Source organism: Planococcus antarcticus DSM 14505, from assembly GCF_001687565.2.
Classification (GTDB): Bacteria; Bacillota; Bacilli; order Bacillales_A; family Planococcaceae; genus Planococcus; species Planococcus antarcticus.
This window is the reverse complement of record NZ_CP016534.2, coordinates 3367072-3384718: the sequence shown is the minus strand read 5'-3', so window position 1 is coordinate 3384718 and position 17647 is coordinate 3367072. Positions and strand designations below refer to the sequence as shown.

Here is a 17647-nt window from a genome sequence, read left to right as displayed (position 1 = left end):
GCAGTCCTTCTAATTTCTTTTCTTTTTAGTATAACAATGTTTCTATAAATCCCCTTACTGATTAAAAATGAGATCGCTTCAAATCCAGCTATAAAAGAGAGGAGGAGAGTCCAAAAAGAAAATCGATTCAATTAGTTGACGTCAAAAAAACTACATGGTATTATTACCTCGAATTAAAGATAAATTGTTTCGAGGTAGTTTGCTTTGATAGAAGCTTGGATTTAGGTTGAATTTACTGATTGTAAAATTGAATGAGCTTTCTTTGAGCAGTTGAAAATTATAGAACGATTAAATTTTTTTAATCATATATCTCGAATTCGAGATAATAATCATCTTTATAAAGAGGAGAGAATTTGATGAACGAATTAAAAGGAATCCACCATGTGACAGCCATTACTAGCAGCGCCGAAAAAAACTATGAATTTTTTACGTATGTATTAGGCATGCGATTAGTGAAGAAAACCGTCAATCAAGACGATATCCAAACTTATCATTTATTCTTTGCGGATGATAAGGGATCGGCGGGAACAGACATGACGTTCTTCGATTTCCCAAACATCCCAAAAGGCACTCACGGGACAAATGAAATCTACAAAACCGCTTTCCGCGTACCGACAGATAAAGCGTTAGCTTACTGGATCAAGCGCTTTGATAAATACGATGTGAAACATAAAGGCATCCAGGACGTCTTTGGTAAGAAAACCCTGTCTTTCGACGATTTCGACGATCAGCAGTACATGCTGGTATCGGACGAAAATAATGAAGGCGTAGCTTCCGGAATACCATGGCAAAATGGACCCGTGCCGCTGGAGTTTGCGATTACAGGACTTGGCCCCGTTCATATTCGGATCGCAGATTTTGACAGCTTGAAAGAAGTATTAGAAAGTGCGATGTTGATGCGCGAAATTGCAAAAAAAGATGCTTTCCATTTGTTCGAAATAGGAGAAGGCGGAAACGGAGCGCAAGTGATTGTCGAGCACAATAAATTGTTGCCGTCTGGACGCCAAGGCTTTGGCACTGTTCACCACGCCGCTTTCCGTGTAGCGGATACGAGCGTATTGCAGGAATGGATCGACCGCATGCAAAATCTTGGATTTAGTACCTCCGGCTATGTCGACCGCTTTTTCTTTGAGTCGCTATATGTACGTGTGGCACAGGGAATTCTGTTCGAATGGGCAACGGATGGACCGGGCTTTATGGGCGATGAGCCTTATGAAACAGTCGGAGAAAAATTATCTTTGCCACCGTTTTTGGAACCAAAACGTGATGAGATTGAACAATTAGTACGCCCGATCAATACGATACGCAGCACACAGACGATTGAAAAAGAGGTTTTATAACAGTGGGAAAAAGAACAAGTGTATTTACTAAATTATTTGGAACTAAACAAGAGGAGGAAATAACAATGACAACATTAAACATCGGCATCATCTTAGGATCAACACGCGAAGGGCGCTTAAGCCCACAAGTAGGCAGCTGGGTAAAAGAATTGGCAGACAAACGCGGTGACGCGAACTATACAATTATCGACATTGCTGAATACAAATTGCCGCTACTTGGCGAAAATGGTGGCGACGCATCTGGTGCAGCCGGCTGGTCTGAAGCAGTCACTAAACAAGACGGCTTTGTTTTTATTACACAAGAATACAACCATTCCATTACAGGGTCACTAAAAAATGCACTCGATTACTTACGCGAGGAATGGAACAATAAAGCAGCGGGTATCGTATCGTACGGATCTGTCGGCGGAGCGCGTGCTGCAGAACATTTACGTGGCATTTTGGGTGAATTATCTGTAGCGGACGTACGCGTTCATCCAGCATTGTCTCTGTTCACGGATTTTGAAAACGGCGCAGTGCTAAAAGCAGCAACAGTTCAAGCGGATTCCGTCAACCAAATGCTCGACCAAGTAATTCCGTGGTCAACAGCATTAAAAACGATCCGTTAATTTACTTTTCAATAGCCGACAGAATGTGCCCAAATATCCGCGCATTCTGTTTTTTAGTTACAATGTAGAAAGAGAGGAAATAGATTAGATAAGTGAGACTTATTATTTTTATATTTCTAGATATTCCACAAAATAGCTCCGCTCTCGGGCCCGCAGGATGTGGGTCATGCAGTTGGCGCGACAGGACGTCGCGATGCCAACTGCTAAGGGCTTGCGCCGAACTAACTCTATACGTCCGAGTGGATTTCGACACTTCGCTATCCCGCGGGAGTCTCCGCTGTTTTGTTACATATCTTTAAATTTTCTACTCAAACAGAGAAAAATTCATCGTTTGTTATCCAGTAAACTGCTTAACGTCGGCGCGGCCAAAGCGACATTAGAAAATAGCTCATTTATATAAAGTAATCTCATCAGCAAAGGAGCAGATAACAATGATATCAATTGATCCGGAACACAATGAGGAGCGCGACAATTATAAGCTATTAGTCGGTTCGATTATTCCGCGGCCTATTGCATTTGTCACGACGCAGTCAGAGTCGGGAGTGGTTAACGGCGCACCGTTCAGCTATTTCAACATTGTTTCTTCCAACCCGCCGATGGTGTCGCTTGCGATTCAACGACCAGCAAGCGGAATGAAAGACACGGCTCGTAACATTTATGGCAACGGTGAATTTGTGGTGCACATTGTAGACCGTGACAATGTAACGAAAATCAACGAAACGGCAGCTTCTTTGCCGCCTTCGGAAAGTGAATTAGAATTAGCAGGTCTGACGCAAGTACCGAGTTTAGCGGTAGCAGTTCCGGGAATTAAAGAATCAAAAATCCGTATGGAATGTCGCTTAGTAGAGTCGGTACCATTTGGCGGCGATGGTCCAGGGAGTGATTTGTTCATCGGTGAAATTATTCAGTTCCATGTGGATGAAACCATTTACGAAAATGGACGCATCGATCCGGAACGACTGGGAGCAGTTAGCCGTTTGGCAGGAACTAATTATGCCGCTATCGGCGAGATTTTTTCGTTGGAACGTCCGAAATAGAAAAAGACAACAGAATGCTGAAATGAAAGACTTTGTTTAACTTGTTCGTTAATGATTTGGAAGCGGGAGACTTTTTCGAGTTATATAGCTGTTGGGTCGGAGAAGAAAAAGAAGAGCGCGCAGGATCAATTACACTACAATTAGGCCAATTTGATAAAGCGCAACTTGAACTGCCAAAAAGACACTTGTCCGATTTGGAAAGTAGCTCATTATCATGCTACTGCAGCTAATGGGGTATACTGAAAGAATGAGGTTCTGTCGAAGAAAAAAGCATAAAGTTCCGACACCCATAAAGAAGGAGGATATTTATGTCGATTTATTCGTTAAAAACAAAATTATCAAACGGTGAAGAACTGCAGCTAGAGACATTAAAAGGTGAAGTTGTCTTGATCGTGAATACCGCGAGTCAATGTGGATTAACGCCCCAATACGAAGAATTAGAAACGCTTTATAAAGCCTATACGGAAAAAGGGTTTGAAATCATCGGGTTCCCGTGTGACCAGTTTGGTGGGCAAGAACCAGGAACTGACGAAGAAATAATGGAGTTCTGTACAATGAACTTTGATGTTAGTTTCCCAATTGCTCAAAAAACGGAAGTAAACGGAGAAGCAGCGCATCCTCTTTATCAGTACTTGCGTAGCCAAGCTCCAGCGGATGAAAAGTTTGATGAGGCGGGTGTTTTGCAAAGAGAAGACCGCGACATGGTAGAAAGCTCTGATATCCAATGGAATTTCACTAAATTCCTGATCGACCGCAAAGGAAACGTCGTTCACCGCTTTGCGCCAACTGTGAAGCCGGCACAAATCGAGACCACCATTGAGCAGTTAGTAACTGACGATAAGTGAAAAGTAAAAAGCACAGCCAACGGAATGATCCTTTGGCTGTGCTTTTTTCGTGATGGATCAAACGTTAGCAGCCCAAATTCCGATTTCAATCTTGATGTTGGGCAAACCCAGTTCTGTAAGGTACCCAATCGTCATGGCAGGATAATCAGTGCCAAATAGCTGTGACCACTCAGCATATAAGAAATCCCAATCGATCTTTTCGGTAGCTCATACGTTTACTTTGATGATACTTTGAGCAGTTAACTGTTCTGAATAGAGAACTTTTTTAATGTTCTTAAAGGTATTGGTGATTTGGGAATAGAAGCTTTCGGGAAGCTTGCCGTTCGAGTCTACATCAATTTGCCCCGAAGTCACATACAGTTCAGCATTTCTAGGGGTTCTCGTAATGTGTGTAATTGCCGACAGGTTCTGGCATGCCTACGGGATTGCGTCTGGTAATTTTATCGTTTTCCAATAGGCTCACTACCTTTCTTTACAGTTTAATTTCTAGAAAAAGAAATGATGATCAGCTGTCCCACACCACGTTTTTCTGCGCCTTCTCATTCACGGACAGCTGAAAAACATCCGGTCTAGCGTAGTGTCCCGATACGTCAAAGTCGAACTGGCTTTCAGTAATTCGGTCTAAATCGAGTTCGGCGTAGAGAATGGTTTCTTCTCCGTATACCGGCTCGACAATTAATTCTCCGAGCGGCCCGGCAATACAGCTTCCGCCGCGAGACATTTCCTCCGGCAATTCTTGAAATTCAGCACGTGAAGAAATAGCTTCCGGATACATGGATTTAGTCGAATACTGATTGCACGACAACACAAAGCAGCGACCTTCTGCAGCAACATGTCGAACAGTTGAGGTCCACGTATCCCGCGCATCAGCAGTTGGCATGACATAAATCTGGATCCCTTTGTCGTACATCGCAGCGCGCGCGAGTGGCATATAATTTTCCCAGCAAATCAACGCGCCAAGGCGTCCGTAAGGCGTCTCGAAAACAGGCAATGTACTGCCATCTCCTTGTCCCCAAATCAGACGCTCCGATCCCGTTGGTTTTAACTTACGGTGCTTACCAAGCAATTCGCCATCGGGTCCGAAAAATAAGGCTGTGCAATACAAGGTGCCTTGGCTACCGGTCGAGTCTTTTTCGATGACGCCGATTACGACGTAAGCTTCAGCTTGTTTCGCTGCTTCCCCAATCGCTTCTGTTTCAGGACCGGGTGCAGTGATGGAGTTGTCCCAATACCGCCAAAAATCTTTACGGCCTTCCGGGGTACGGCTGCCAACGACTGCACCAAACGACATGCCCCGCGGATAAGCAGGAATGAACGCTTCTGGGAAGACGATAATTTCAGCTTGTTGAGTGGCTGCTTCTTGAATCAAGCGGACCGTTTTGGCGACGCCTTTTTCTTTGTCCATGATTTCAGAACCAGCTTGGACGACGGCTACTTTGAAAGTGCTTTTTGTTGTCACTAACTTTCATCCTTTCTTAATATGGAGTCACTTTAAAAAAATGAAATTTCTGATAAATGTCTTGGAAAAAAGGTGAATCTATTCTAGTATCGAATGTATCTTAATACAGAACAATCAACTATAGGACAGTAAACAAAATAATGATTTAAAATGTAGAAGTAACAATATTTTTTGGTCACAGAAAAAATCATAAGTTTATATTTTTCAAATTTGTAACAGTCATGAATAGTAAATAAAAACTAAAGGCTGTAAATTATCTACTTAAAAAATATGATTTGCAATCTAGAACTTTATGGTAATCATTTATGTAATATTAATTGATTTCGACATTTCGTAGTATTGATACTGCGACTTTTAAATCATTATTTAAAAGTATTAATAAAGAAAATAATATAAAATAGGATTGTAACTAAATCATATGTATAGCTATATCATTTTTTGTTTAATTTCATCAGAAGTATTGTGTCTTAGCAAGCTGATAACATGCAAATAGTCTTAAATAGATAAGGGGGAAAATTATGAGTGAAATAAATCTAATAAAAATAGACACTGAAAAGCAGTACGTAAAGAATGATTTGGAATCTGGAAAAACTAAGTTAATGGCTAATCTTTTTAAGGCTCGATTTCCATTTCTGTATTTAGCGACGTGGGAAGAAGATAGGGCTTTGGCATTGATATCTTCAATTGCCTCTAACCATGAATTAATAAAAACTACTCGAAAAGTAATAACGTGGAAAGTTACCGAGGGTATTTCCGAGTCGAAAGATAGTATAGGGACCAAGGCTCCCTTAAAAGCTTTGGAATATATCGAACAGTATGAAGATCCAGCTATTTTTGTATTACAGGATTTCCATGTTTATTTTGGTGATTTAGGGAGGCATCCAGACTTACAAATCATACGAAAACTTAGAGACATAGTTACCAGTTTGAAACAAAGCCCAAACCCGAAAAATGTAGTTTTTCTTTCTCCCATATTAAAATTACCTATTGATTTAGAAAAGGATATAACGATTGTAGATTTCAATCTCCCAACTTTTACAGAAATTAAAGCTACTCTAAATGAAATGATTGAAATTAATCAAATTAGTGGCCGGATTGAAGTCAATTTAAATGAAGAAGAAAAAGAAAAGATAGTAAAAGCAGCATTGGGCCTTACATTATCAGAAGCAGAAAATGCTTTTGCTAGAGCTATGGTTGAAAATGGAAAACTTACTATTAGTGATGTAGATATAATTTTAGAAGAAAAAGAACAAATTATTAAGAAAACCGGAATCTTAGAATTTGTAACAAACAGTCTAAACATGGCTGATGTGGGGGGATTGGAGAATTTAAAAAGGTGGCTTCGTAAAAGAAATAATTCTTGGTTTGAATCTGCTCAAGTGTATGGTCTTCCTGCGCCTAGTGGAGTTTTAATAACAGGAGTTCCGGGATGTGGAAAGAGTCTCATTAGCAAAGCGATAAGTGAAACTTGGCAGCTTCCACTACTTAGACTTGATATAGGAAAGATATTCAGTGGAATAGTAGGAAGTAGCGAAGAGAATATGAGAAAAGCAATTAACACAGCAGAAGCAATAGCTCCGTGTATATTGTGGATTGACGAAATTGAAAAGGGATTTAGTGGACTAAATTCACAAGGAGATAGCGGAACAAGCTCGCGTATTTTTGGTCAGTTCTTGACTTGGATGCAAGAAAAGGAAAAAGCTGTATTTGTTATCGCAACTGCTAATAATATATCTTCTTTACCTCCGGAAATGTTACGTAAAGGAAGATTTGATGAAATTTTCTTTGTAGATTTACCAACATTTCGTGAAAGGATAGAAATCTTTAGAGTACATCTGAATAAACGGTTAAAAAACTATAAAGTAATAGGTGATTTTAAAATTTCAGTTGAAGTTCTGCATAACCTAGCAAGTTTAACGGAAGGATTTGTAGGTGCCGAAATTGAGCAAGTAGTAATTGATGGTTTATTTGAAGCGTTTTACGAAGAACGAAGTGTGAGATTAGTTGATTTCCAAAAAGTGTGTAGGCAATTTGTTCCTCTTTCAATTACTCAGGCAGAGCATATTAAAGCAATTCGTGACTGGGCAAGTGTCAGGGCAGTTGCAGCAACTCCTCAAGAGGATCGAAGAGACTATTCAGAGAGTAGCGATGTAAGTGATAGTAATGTTGATGTAAAATCTTCTCGTGGTGGTCGTACAATTGACTTTTAAACTGCTTATGGAAGGAGGAGAAGGTAATGAGTATAGAATTGATATTGATTCCTATTGGCATTGCAGTAGTACAATCAGTCGGTGAAAGGATAGAAAGAAGTAAGGGGCAAGAAAAGACATATAAAATCAAAACTGTAATGAAGAGAGAACATCTTTTGAAGCAAGCAATAGAACAATATGGTTGTGAAGTGAAAAATCTGAATCAAAAAAATTATTTAACTGAAATCGGAGATATCAAAATTCACTTCCAATTAGATGGAAATGGAGTTTTTGAAGCAGTCTTTGATAATAGCGTAGCAACCAAAGCGGCACTGGAGTTTATTGAAAATGTAAATGAAGAATATAAATATGCAATTCAACAAGAGACTTATCGAAAGCTTTTACAGCGAGCAGAACAAAAAGGCTTAGATTTAGAATCAGAGGAAATACAAGGGGACCGCTCTATTCTGCTAACGTTTAATGTGAATAGTATGAGAGACGGGGGTTAATAATGAAGAATAAAAAAATTCAAATCAGAATAACTGAAGATGGTAAATTTTTTGCTGAAACGATAGGAATGAAGGGTGAAGAATGTTTGTCGGTTATTGAGATATTGGAAGAGTTACTGGATGCAGAAACAGTAGATTCTGATTACACTGTAGAATATTTTGAAACAGAATTAAAAAATTCCAATAATCAAATCTTGAAGATAAAGGGGGAATAATAATGGCGTCATCGTTAACTTCTAAGGGGAAAGCATGGGAATACAGAAATTCACTTTGGATACTCTGGACTTTATTGACACTTGGATTTTTAAATTATGTGTCTTTCTTCTATATTTCTAGAAAAGTGAAGCAAAAAAAATGGTTTAGAGCAGGAATTGTTTATTCAATATTTTTTATTCTATTTGCCTTAGCAGAAGGTGCATTTACAGGGATTTTTATAATTAGTTGGCTTGTTTCTATCTTTCACGTTTTTAAAATCAGAACAGAGTATTTATTAAGACTTGAAGCGATGCAAACTTCAGGATTCGAAAATAGTGAACTTAATAAACTAAAGGAAACTATTGCTAGAGAGTATGGTAGAGCAGATACTAGTTATACAACTTCTAATATGAAAGCTGAGAAGAGGGTACCAATCGCTTCGCAGGAACAATCAGTCAAGGTAGAAAGCAATAAAGTTAATGAGAGAACTGCAAAGAAGCAAGAAATAGATATTAATACTGCCTTAGAGAGTGAAATTGCTGAAGTTCCTGGCGTTGGAAGTATATTTGCTTCAAAAATAGTGATGGTGAGAAGCCAAGAGAATGGATTTAAATCTTTTGAACACTTTATTCAAACACTTTCTGTTAAACCTCACTTAGCGGAAAAAATAAAGTCGCATATTGTCTTTTCAGAGATTCCCCCCACTGAACATCAAGTGAAAAAGACAGAAGGAAGGATAGTGGATTTTTAATGGAATTGATTATTCATCGCTATTTGCCTGTAACTACTGTTGAAGGACCTGGAAAGCGTTTTTGTCTATGGGTTCAGGGCTGTTCGATACGTTGTGAAGGTTGTGGTGTACCTTGGACGTGGGCGAAAGAAAACGGCGAAAAAGTAAGCGTTGAACAGTTGTATAAAGAAATTAAGAAAAGTCAAAAAGAGAACAATATAGAAGGGGTCACATTTCTTGGTGGCGAACCCTTTGATCAGCCAGAAGCGCTGGGGAATCTTGCTGAAATGGTCCGTAAATTAGGATTGTCGGTCATGACTTTTTCGGGCTATCTAATTGAGGATTTAAGAAAAAAAACAGAATGTCAAAAATTACTAGCCTCTGCCGATTTATTGATTGATGGACCTTTTGTGCAGAAACAATTAGATTTGAGTCGTCCATGGGTTGGATCATCAAATCAACGCTATCATTTTTTAACGGTACGTTATCGTCACTTAGAAAAAAAAATAATTGATATTGATAATAAAGTCGAAGTTCGTGTTTCGAAAGATGGGTCCGTATCTGTTAATGGTATGATAACTCAGCGGAATTTAGAGGAATTGTTTGATGCCAATGACTTTAAGAGAATAAAAAATAAGAAGTAAAAAAATTCCTCAACGATAAGCATCAAATTTAATTAAGCTTGACTACCTATAGAAGCAAAAATTATTATCTTTACGAACTTATGCATATAGCCATCGGGTCCGAAAAATAAGGCTGTGCAATACAAGGTGCCTTGGCTACCGGTCGAGTCTTTTTCGATGACGCCGATTACGACGTAAGCTTCAGCTTGTTTCGCTGCTTCCCCAATCGCTTCTGTTTCAGGACCGGGTGCAGTGATGGAGTTGTCCCAATACCGCCGGAAATCTTTACGGCCTTCCGGGGTACGGCTGCCAACGACTGCACCAAACGACATGCCCCGCGGATAAGCAGGAATGAACGCTTCTGGGAAGACGGTAATTTTAGCTTGTTGAGTGGCTGCTTCTTGAATCAAGCGGACCGTTTTGGCGACGCCTTTTTCTTTGTCCATGATTTCAGAACCAGCTTGGACGACGGCTACTTTGAAGTTAGTGGATTTTTCCATCTATTTCATCCTTTCCTATCTTAGTCAATTCTATCATTGTTATAATATTCTTATAACTAAATAAGCTAAAGATCACACTTAGTAAAGTAGGCGCCAAATGAAGCCGAAAGTTTATATTGCCAGACCTATTTCAAAAAGAGTAGAAGAATATATTGGCGAGCACTGCGACTATAAGAAATGGCAAGGAGAAGGATCGATTCCGCTAGATGTTTTAATGGAAGAAATAAAGAACGTGGAAGGAGTGCTCGTGCAGCATGCACCTATTACAAATGAGCTGCTAGAGCAAGCGCCTCATTTAAAAATTGTCAGCAATTCAGCAGTCAGCTACGATTCCTTTGACTTAGAAGCCATGAAACAGTACCACGTACTTGGTACGCATACGCCTGTCGTGCTGGATGAAACGGTAGCAGATTTGGCATTTAGCTTGATGCTGGCTACTGCAAGACGTGTGCCTGAACTGAATAATTTCGTCAAGCAAGGAAAATGGGACACGCAAACAAAGTCCCAGCAGTTATTCGGCGTCGATGTCCATCACGCCACCATGGGCATTATCGGAGTGGGCCGCATTGGTGAGAAAATTGCTAGAAGAGCCAAATTCGGTTTTGAAATGGACGTCCTTTACAATAGCAGAACTCCCAAGCTTGAGCTCGAAGAAAAATACGGCATCGTCTACAGCGAGCTGGAAACACTTCTAAAAAAATCCGATTTTGTTGTGTTGATTGTGCCACTGACTCCTGAAACTCACCACTTGATGGGTGAAAAGCAGTTTAAACAGATGAAGGGCAATGCGATTTTGATCAACTGTGCTAGAGGGGCAGTGGTGGACGAAGAGGCTTTGATCCGAGCTTTAGAAACAGGAGAAATTCGTGGAGCAGGACTTGATGTTTTTGAACAAGAACTAGTCTCACCGGAAAATCCACTCTTGCAGATGGAGCAAGTCGTCGCTCTGCCACATATCGGGTCCGCCACAGAACAAACCCGTGCAGCAATGCTGATGCAAGCGGCAGAGAATTTGGTTGCGGTTGTGACAGGTGGAGTTCCTCAAAACGTAGTTAAAGAATTGCAGGGGCTGTTGGGGAAGTGGGCCTAGCAGTTAAATCGCCAGATAAATAAAACAATCTAACTTCATGCAAAAAGGCCAAAGAAGTCGTCTGAGCTTCTTTGGCCTTTTGGGTGGATGCAGAATAATTATAAAGAATCTCAGTGCGAACCTAGCTTTTCTAGTGGATAGACTTTACGTATCCTCGGCTTCTTTTCTGGAAGCTCGAACATATTCGAGCCAGAAAAACCATAGTGTCACTGCAGCGCCAATCCACAAGGATGGACTCGTGAGTGAAATGCTGTTATTAGGTTCTCCCCCAAGCGCCGCCGAGACGGCGAGCACAAGTACGGGCACCGCAATCATCAAGACAGGGAAGATGATCATATAGCGCTTTTTCTCTCGTCGGGTTTTAAGAGTCAGTGCGCTCAGTAAGACCATGAGCGCAATAACCGCAAAAAGAATCCACGGAGGAATACCAAGCGCAGCAAGCGTCCCTGGGAAATAGTCATTCACCAGAAGTGAAGATAAATTGACCAGTAATACGGTAACGATTAGCCAATACGTTTTCAAAATAAAAATCCTTTCGATGCTGGCATAGTAGTTCAGCCTTTCCCTTAGTGTAACAAAGTAGATTCGACATGACAGGGGATGAGAAAAATTGGTTTTTGTGTATGCGATTTAAGGTGAAAAGGCATCTTCAATCATAAAATAAATGCTAAGGGCTTTCAAGAGATGAAGGTTATCGTTACATAAAACTCGAATTATGTGCGGTTGTTTCTTTAAGACTTTAGATAGTAGCCATTTCAACGAAGGGTCGACTAGTTCCACGCTGTAATCCATTATGCACTCAAAGAATGACGTATAAGGCTGCTATCACCAAATAGCAAACAATCCAGACCAGCAGGGCGAATTTAAGATTTAGCTTGAATGCGATACGAACTGACGTCTTTCGGCTAATGGCCGCAAGCAGTAAATTGAGTCCCGAAAACGGAGAAGACAGAATGGCGAGCATCCAGCCCGCCAGCAATCCAAGGCTCAAATACAGGTGGTCATCCGCAAACAGCGGAGAGTTGCTCAAAGTGATAGCAAGAATAGCTGCTGTAATAATTGGGTGAACACCAACCCATGCAGGAATGGTCATCAGCAATGCCAGGACCGGAATCAGAATCAGAACATGGGTGATATTCAAGGTTTCCAAAAGATAGCGGATCCAATCATCAGCTCCATTATTCAAGAGAGCTGTACCAAAAGCGCCGGCAATGATGAAAATCGATAATTCATTGCCCATTGAAGGGACTTTGCCGCGAACATATTCTTGAAAACTCTGAAAAAGTTCGCGCGGAGGGCCTATTAACAATGACCATATGGCAGAGACGACAATTGCAGCTAGTGGAATGATGGTCAGTACCGACAAGTCAGTCAGGCTTTCGGTAACCAGGATGACGGCGGTAACAGCCAGTAAGATAAGAGCGAGCTCAAGCACTTTTCGCTTAGCTGCTCCGAGTGTCACCGGATTTTGGGTAGTAACAGCTTCTGGAATAGTGCTGCTGTTTTTGCGTTCTTGCAGAAATCCGATTCCCATCATGATCACCGTGACAGCGAGGCCAATTGGGAAAAGCTGCAGCCAAGTAACATCAAAATAGGAAAGCACCAATGCCATGGAAATGAAATAAGGCGACCACATGAAAGCCATCACAAAGCCTCTGCTCAAAGCCTTCAAGCGCACTTCGTCAAACGGCTTGAATGAGGGGGTGTTTGTCAGGTCGTAGAGAATTGGAAGAGTTCCGACATTCATGACGGCGCCGACACTGCCGGCAGCTACTGTTGTGAACAGGTAAAGGTGATGCGTCTTTTTGATGTAATAGGCAAAAATGACTTCTATGTACTTTAAATACTGTCCTTGCTGAATCGGAATCGAAAGCAAGGGCACAAAGATGAAAATCGCCAGAAGGTTAGCGTTGGTCTGAAGCGCAAGAAAAAATTCCCGCAATCCATTGCCACTGGCGTCCATCAATATCCCCGCAACGAGCAACACCGAAATCAGGATCTTCGGCGTCCGTGGAAGGTATGGAAAATAAGAGACGAGGACGAATAACGCGAACAGGCTGATCAAGAAGGCTGCGTAAGGAAAAGAAATAAAGATAGACAGCAAATAAGTTCCACCCATAAGCAGAGTGCTGAGGGGGCGGAAGGTTGGTTTCATATACAGAACTCCTTTTGAAAGACACTAAAGAACAGTTTTACTTAGTTTGACAGAAAATTTCTGGGGCGTCTTTAATGTTGCTCTAAACTATTTCGTTAGCATCCCCTGTGAAAGTCGGATTTTCTAATAGTCAGGGAAGTAATTTAGCTAAGGAGCATTTTAAACTATAAAGAAGAATATATCTTGAATAGGAAATGTTAGAATAAAGGGAATTAAAAGTTTGAGAATTGTAAATAACTTTAAGTTTTGAGAAGTAGGTGAAGAAGGCTGTGAAAAAAGATATCTACGTAGTCGGAGCAATTATCACAAGCGGCAAGAAAATTTTATGTGCACAGAGAGGAATGGACAAAAGCTTACCTGGTCTGTGGGAATTTCCTGGAGGGAAAATAGAGGAAACTGAAACTCCTCAAGCAGCGTTACAAAGAGAAATCCAAGAAGAAATGCACTGCCACGTTGAAATTGGGGAGCAGTTAGAGCATACGGTGTATGAATACGAATTCGGGGTTGTTCATTTGACTACGTTTTACTGCCAGTTAGTCGAAGGTACTCCAGTGCTAACCGAGCACACCGCAATCGAGTGGTTAGAAGCGCATGAACTAGAGAAGCTAGAATGGGCACCGGCAGATATCCCAGCAATACAGAAATTAAAACAGACGTATTAAGCTCAGGAATAAGAGAATTAGTTGAAAGAAGCGAGGGACGAAAATGAATTTTCTACAGAATTTAGAAGACTCTCTATACAAAGGTTTCATCGATCAAGCAAAACCGAGCGGTGAACGCTTCAAGCCGACTTTGCTGGTCAATAACACGAAAACAAACGAGACTGTATTGAATTCCATTACGGAAGAGTTGGGTAGCTGTCAATCATTTCTCTTTTCTGTAGCATTCGTGACAGAAAGCGGTTTGGCGACGTTAAAAACTCATTTATCGGATCTTGACCGAAAAGGAATAAAAGGTAGAATTTTAACTTCGACATTTTTAAATTTCAATCAGCCTAAAGTGTTCAAAGAACTCATGAAAATCAATAATGTAGAAGTCCGCTTATCAAGCATGAAAGGCTTTCATTCGAAGGGCTATATCTTTTCGCATGAAACGCATCAAACTTTGATCGTCGGGAGCTCTAATTTAACGGCACAAGCATTAAAAGTGAACTATGAATGGAATGTGAAATTAAGTTCACATGAAAATGGAGAATTGGTCCATCACTTTTATCAGCAATTCGAAGAGGTTTGGGAAAGTGCGCAACCGCTGACAGAACAGTGGATTGCAAGTTATGAATTATCATACATACCGATTGAATACCGCAAAGAATTAAAAAATGTGGCTGAATTTCCAGAGGTATATACAGAAAACCCTTTAAAAGAAGCCGTCAACATCAAGCCAAATAAAATGCAGGTCGCCGCTCTTCAAGAAATAGAGGCAGTACGTGAAGCTGGAAATGACAAAGGCTTGGTAATTTCTGCTACTGGGACTGGGAAAACCTATTTATCGGCATTTGATGTGCGAAGTTTTGCTCCGAAAAGAATGTTGTTTATCGTTCACAGAGAGCAAATTCTTCAAAAAGCAAAGTCGGACTTTATTCGAATACTAGGCGGAGTTGAAACTGATTTCGGTATTCTTTCTGGTAATTTAAGAGAGACAGATGCGCGTTATTTGTTTGCAACGATTCAAACGATCTCAAAAGAAGCAACGCTCAATCAACTAGATCCGCAGGCTTTTGACTATATTTTGATTGATGAAGTGCATAAAGCGGGAGCTAAGTCGTATCAGAAAGTGATCGAGCATTTCCAGCCGAAGTTTCTCATGGGCATGACGGCAACACCGGAACGGACCGATGATTTTAATGTATATGAGCTATTCGACTATAACGTAGCGTATGAGATTCGCTTACAAGAAGCGTTAGAAGAAGACATGCTTTGCCCGTTTCATTATTTTGGGGTAACAGATGTTGAGTATGAAGAAGGCGTGATTGACGAAGCGACCGTTTTTTCAAAGTTAATAACAGAAGAACGGGTCGATCACATTTTACAAAAGATCGGTTATTATGGTCATTCCGGTGAAAAAGTAAGAGGCCTCATGTTTTGTAGCAGAAAAGAAGAAGCGGAAAAGCTTTCGTTAGAGCTGAATCGGCGTGGATTAAAAACCGTCGCATTGACCGGCCAAAATTCACAAGAAGAACGCATTTTACAAGTCGATCGATTGGAAAATGGTGTGCTTGATTACATTCTAACTGTCGATATTTTCAATGAAGGTATCGATATTCCGAGTGTCAATCAAGTAGTCATGTTAAGACAAACGCAGTCCAGCATTATTTTTATCCAGCAACTTGGCCGAGGACTTCGAAAGCACGGGTCAAAAGAATTCGTAACCATCATTGATTTTATTGGGAATTATAAAAATAATTACCTCATTCCTGTCGCATTGTCAGGTGAGCGTTCACAAAACAAGGACACTATTCGCCGTCGAATGAAAGACACAAGTTATATCAAAGGAATTTCCACGGTGAATTTTGAAGAAATTGCGAAAAATCGTGTGTTCTCAGCGATTAAAAAGAGTAATTTAAGTGATATGAAAATTCTTCGAGAAGCTTATATAGAGTTGAAAAACAGAATCGGACACATTCCACAGCTTCAGGATTTTATTCAACACAAGTCTATCGATCCGTTAGTGATTGTTCAAAAATACGCAACGTATCACCAGTTTTTACTGAAGCTTAAAGAAATCGATCCGCTCGTAACTGTCTATGAAGAGCAGGTTTTGACGATGCTTTCTTTAGAGATTCTAAACGGCAAAAGGCTGCATGAGATCCTGCTGCTTGAATTGTTAGTAGAAAAAGAGCAAGTCACGATGGATACTTACGAGCAGTCTATAAAGTTCCATCATTGCACGGACGATTCCGAAACCTTGGCTTCGGTACAGCGCATCTTGGATTTAAGCTTTTTCAACCAAGGTCCACGTAAAAAATACGGCAGTGAACCACTTGTGGTCTTTGGGGAGAACGGTATTCATTTTAATGAAGAAATTCAAGAAAGCTTGAAGAAGAGTGCGAGCTTTCGAGCGATGCTCATTGACCTAGTAATGAGCGCTAAAGAGTTGAGCAAAAGCTACGAATGTGATCAGGCTTTAACGCTTTATAAAAAATACACACGTAAAGATGCATGCCGATTATTAAATTGGGCAAGTGATGAAAGTTCCACGATTTATGGCTATAAAACAAAGCACGGCTCTTGTCCAATTTTTGTCACGTACCACAAAAATGACGAAGTAGAGTCGAGCGTCGCCTATACAGAAGGCTTTATTAGTCCAGAAATTTTCAAATGGTCAACAAGAAGTAATCGCACCTTAGCGTCGGGAGAAGTAAAAACCATAATAGATGCTGCGGAAAATAATATTGATCTTCATTTATTTATCAAAAAAGATGACGATGAAGGCGGAGATTTTTATTATTTGGGTCAAGCTCTTCCAGATAAAGAAAACATCGAACAAGCCTTAATGACGGACAAAAATCTAAAAGAAATCCCGGTAGTTCATATGCATTTAGCGTTGGAAAATACTGTGGAAAGTAAGTTGTATCATTACATTGCGAGTGAGGAAAATTAATTTCTTCGCCCGTTAGTAAAGAGAATTATATCGATGAAAATGTATCCTTTTTCACGCTCTTCCGCTATCTCTAAAGTACAAAGGCACCTGCTATCAAGCAGAAAGTCCAAAAAAACTTTAGAGGAGGTAGAAAAAGATGAAGGAGTACTACGTAAAGAAAATTCAGCACCCACAACAAGGTGAGCTTTATCAATTCTTAGAGCGGGACGCTGAAACTGGCGAGGAACAAGCCATTGATCCGTTTGAGTCTGGAATGCTGCAGCTTCAAGTAGAGCAGGAGCCATCGCCTGAACTTTTTTCCGTCATGTCAAAGCGGGGTGCTGATGCAACAGGGTTTTACCGTGGCGCAAAATTTGTTGTGCAACGAGGGTCGAAGTTTGCCGCTTCGACTTCGCCCAAATGCCCAAAAAAGTACATCAAACTACGGGAGAACCTAGTACTCGACAAGCTGCTCGTGCCATTTCAGCACCAGCTCTTATTAATGGAAGACACGGAGTTCGATTCGTCGACGTTGGCGATGGGCACAGTAATCGGTGGCTGGGCACGCAGTTCGCTTGGCTGGAAAGCAGCGAGTAAAAAATAAGAGTTAAACGAAAAGCGGAAAAGCTCATTTGAGCTTTTCCGCTTTTTAGTTTTTTGAAATAGTTATCGTACTTTCATTTCGCCTCCCGCTACATTCAAAGAAGAAAACTTTCACCAAGTGGTTTGGAGAAGTGTCCGCTCGACTCCTGCGGAATAGCGAGATGGCCGAGACCCCGCAGGGAACG

At 40.7% G+C, this 17647-nt stretch carries 17 protein-coding genes and 1 pseudogene; 13 read left to right on the top strand and 5 right to left on the bottom strand.

Annotated elements, in window-relative coordinates; all coding sequences use genetic code 11:
• Positions 1–356 precede the first annotated feature (356 nt).
• The 4 genes from BBH88_RS16630 (at position 357) to BBH88_RS16615 (ending at position 3830) form a co-directional block, all read left to right on the top strand.
• Entirely contained in the window at positions 357–1340 is a 984-nt protein-coding gene (locus tag BBH88_RS16630; RefSeq protein ID WP_006831075.1) for a ring-cleaving dioxygenase, read from the top strand.
• Positions 1341–1405: 65 nt separating this feature from the next.
• Positions 1406–1948 (top strand): NADPH-dependent FMN reductase, encoded by a 543-nt coding sequence (locus BBH88_RS16625; protein ID WP_065536455.1) that lies wholly within the window; start codon positions 1406–1408, stop codon positions 1946–1948.
• A gap of 431 nt (positions 1949–2379) precedes the next feature.
• Complete coding sequence (locus BBH88_RS16620; protein WP_006831077.1) at positions 2380–2985, top strand: flavin reductase family protein; 606 nt, start codon at positions 2380–2382, stop codon at positions 2983–2985.
• Positions 2986–3293: 308 nt separating this feature from the next.
• Complete coding sequence (locus BBH88_RS16615) at positions 3294–3830, top strand: glutathione peroxidase (protein ID WP_006831078.1); 537 nt, start codon at positions 3294–3296, stop codon at positions 3828–3830.
• A gap of 57 nt (positions 3831–3887) precedes the next feature.
• Here the strand turns inward: BBH88_RS16615 and BBH88_RS18975 are convergent.
• Together BBH88_RS18975 and BBH88_RS16610 are read right to left on the bottom strand one after the other, a co-directional pair.
• A pseudogene (locus BBH88_RS18975) lies at positions 3888–4284 on the bottom strand (RidA family protein).
• Positions 4285–4335: 51 nt separating this feature from the next.
• Positions 4336–5289 carry a carbon-nitrogen hydrolase family protein gene (locus BBH88_RS16610; protein WP_269148239.1) on the bottom strand — a complete coding sequence of 318 codons (954 nt, stop codon included), beginning with the start codon at positions 5287–5289 and terminating at the stop codon, positions 4336–4338.
• A 518-nt stretch (positions 5290–5807) separates the two neighbouring features.
• Between BBH88_RS16610 and BBH88_RS16605 the strand changes: the two genes are divergently transcribed.
• From BBH88_RS16605 to BBH88_RS16585, 5 genes are read left to right on the top strand one after another with little or no spacing between them, the layout of a single operon-like run.
• Entirely contained in the window at positions 5808–7499 is a 1692-nt protein-coding gene (locus tag BBH88_RS16605) for an AAA family ATPase (RefSeq protein WP_083387806.1), read from the top strand.
• A gap of 26 nt (positions 7500–7525) precedes the next feature.
• A complete protein-coding gene (locus tag BBH88_RS16600; protein WP_065536456.1) occupies positions 7526–7987 on the top strand; it encodes a hypothetical protein in 462 nt (153 codons plus the stop codon).
• A gap of 2 nt (positions 7988–7989) precedes the next feature.
• Positions 7990–8202: a DUF2997 domain-containing protein gene (locus tag BBH88_RS16595; protein ID WP_065536457.1), complete on the top strand. Its 213-nt coding sequence runs from the start codon at positions 7990–7992 to the stop codon at positions 8200–8202.
• Positions 8203–8204: 2 nt separating this feature from the next.
• Positions 8205–8933, top strand: a complete 729-nt coding sequence (locus BBH88_RS16590) for a ComEA family DNA-binding protein (RefSeq protein WP_065536458.1) — start codon at positions 8205–8207, stop codon at positions 8931–8933.
• Entirely contained in the window at positions 8933–9556 is a 624-nt protein-coding gene (locus BBH88_RS16585; protein ID WP_065536459.1) for a 4Fe-4S single cluster domain-containing protein, read from the top strand. The genes BBH88_RS16590 and BBH88_RS16585 overlap by 1 nt, the downstream gene beginning before the upstream one ends.
• Positions 9557–9588: 32 nt before the next feature.
• On the opposite strand, the gene BBH88_RS16580 is transcribed toward BBH88_RS16585, so the two are convergent.
• The gene (locus BBH88_RS16580; protein WP_331243669.1) at positions 9589–10035 is read right to left on the bottom strand and encodes a nitrilase-related carbon-nitrogen hydrolase; all 447 of its coding nucleotides are present in this window, start codon (positions 10033–10035) and stop codon (positions 9589–9591) included.
• Between the two features lie 97 nt (positions 10036–10132).
• On the opposite strand from BBH88_RS16580, the gene BBH88_RS16575 reads away from it, so the two are divergent.
• Positions 10133–11125 (top strand): 2-hydroxyacid dehydrogenase, encoded by a 993-nt coding sequence (locus BBH88_RS16575; RefSeq protein ID WP_065536460.1) that lies wholly within the window; start codon positions 10133–10135, stop codon positions 11123–11125.
• A 144-nt stretch (positions 11126–11269) separates the two neighbouring features.
• Here BBH88_RS16575 and BBH88_RS16570 read toward each other — a convergent pair whose 3' ends face one another.
• Positions 11270–11647 (bottom strand): hypothetical protein, encoded by a 378-nt coding sequence (locus tag BBH88_RS16570; protein WP_065536461.1) that lies wholly within the window; start codon positions 11645–11647, stop codon positions 11270–11272.
• A 277-nt stretch (positions 11648–11924) separates the two neighbouring features.
• On the bottom strand, positions 11925–13280 hold the full coding sequence (locus BBH88_RS16565; RefSeq protein WP_065536462.1) for a hypothetical protein: 1356 nt from the start codon (positions 13278–13280) through the stop codon (positions 11925–11927).
• 269 nt (positions 13281–13549) lie between these two features.
• Between BBH88_RS16565 and BBH88_RS16560 the strand changes: the two genes are divergently transcribed.
• The 3 genes from BBH88_RS16560 (at position 13550) to BBH88_RS16550 (ending at position 17463) form a co-directional block, all read left to right on the top strand.
• Positions 13550–13942 carry a (deoxy)nucleoside triphosphate pyrophosphohydrolase gene (locus tag BBH88_RS16560; protein WP_006831084.1) on the top strand — a complete coding sequence of 131 codons (393 nt, stop codon included), beginning with the start codon at positions 13550–13552 and terminating at the stop codon, positions 13940–13942.
• Positions 13943–13985: 43 nt separating this feature from the next.
• Positions 13986–16880 (top strand): DEAD/DEAH box helicase, encoded by a 2895-nt coding sequence (locus BBH88_RS16555; protein ID WP_065536463.1) that lies wholly within the window; start codon positions 13986–13988, stop codon positions 16878–16880.
• A 136-nt stretch (positions 16881–17016) separates the two neighbouring features.
• Entirely contained in the window at positions 17017–17463 is a 447-nt protein-coding gene (locus tag BBH88_RS16550; protein WP_065536464.1) for a methionine sulfoxide reductase, read from the top strand.
• Positions 17464–17647 lie beyond the last annotated feature (184 nt).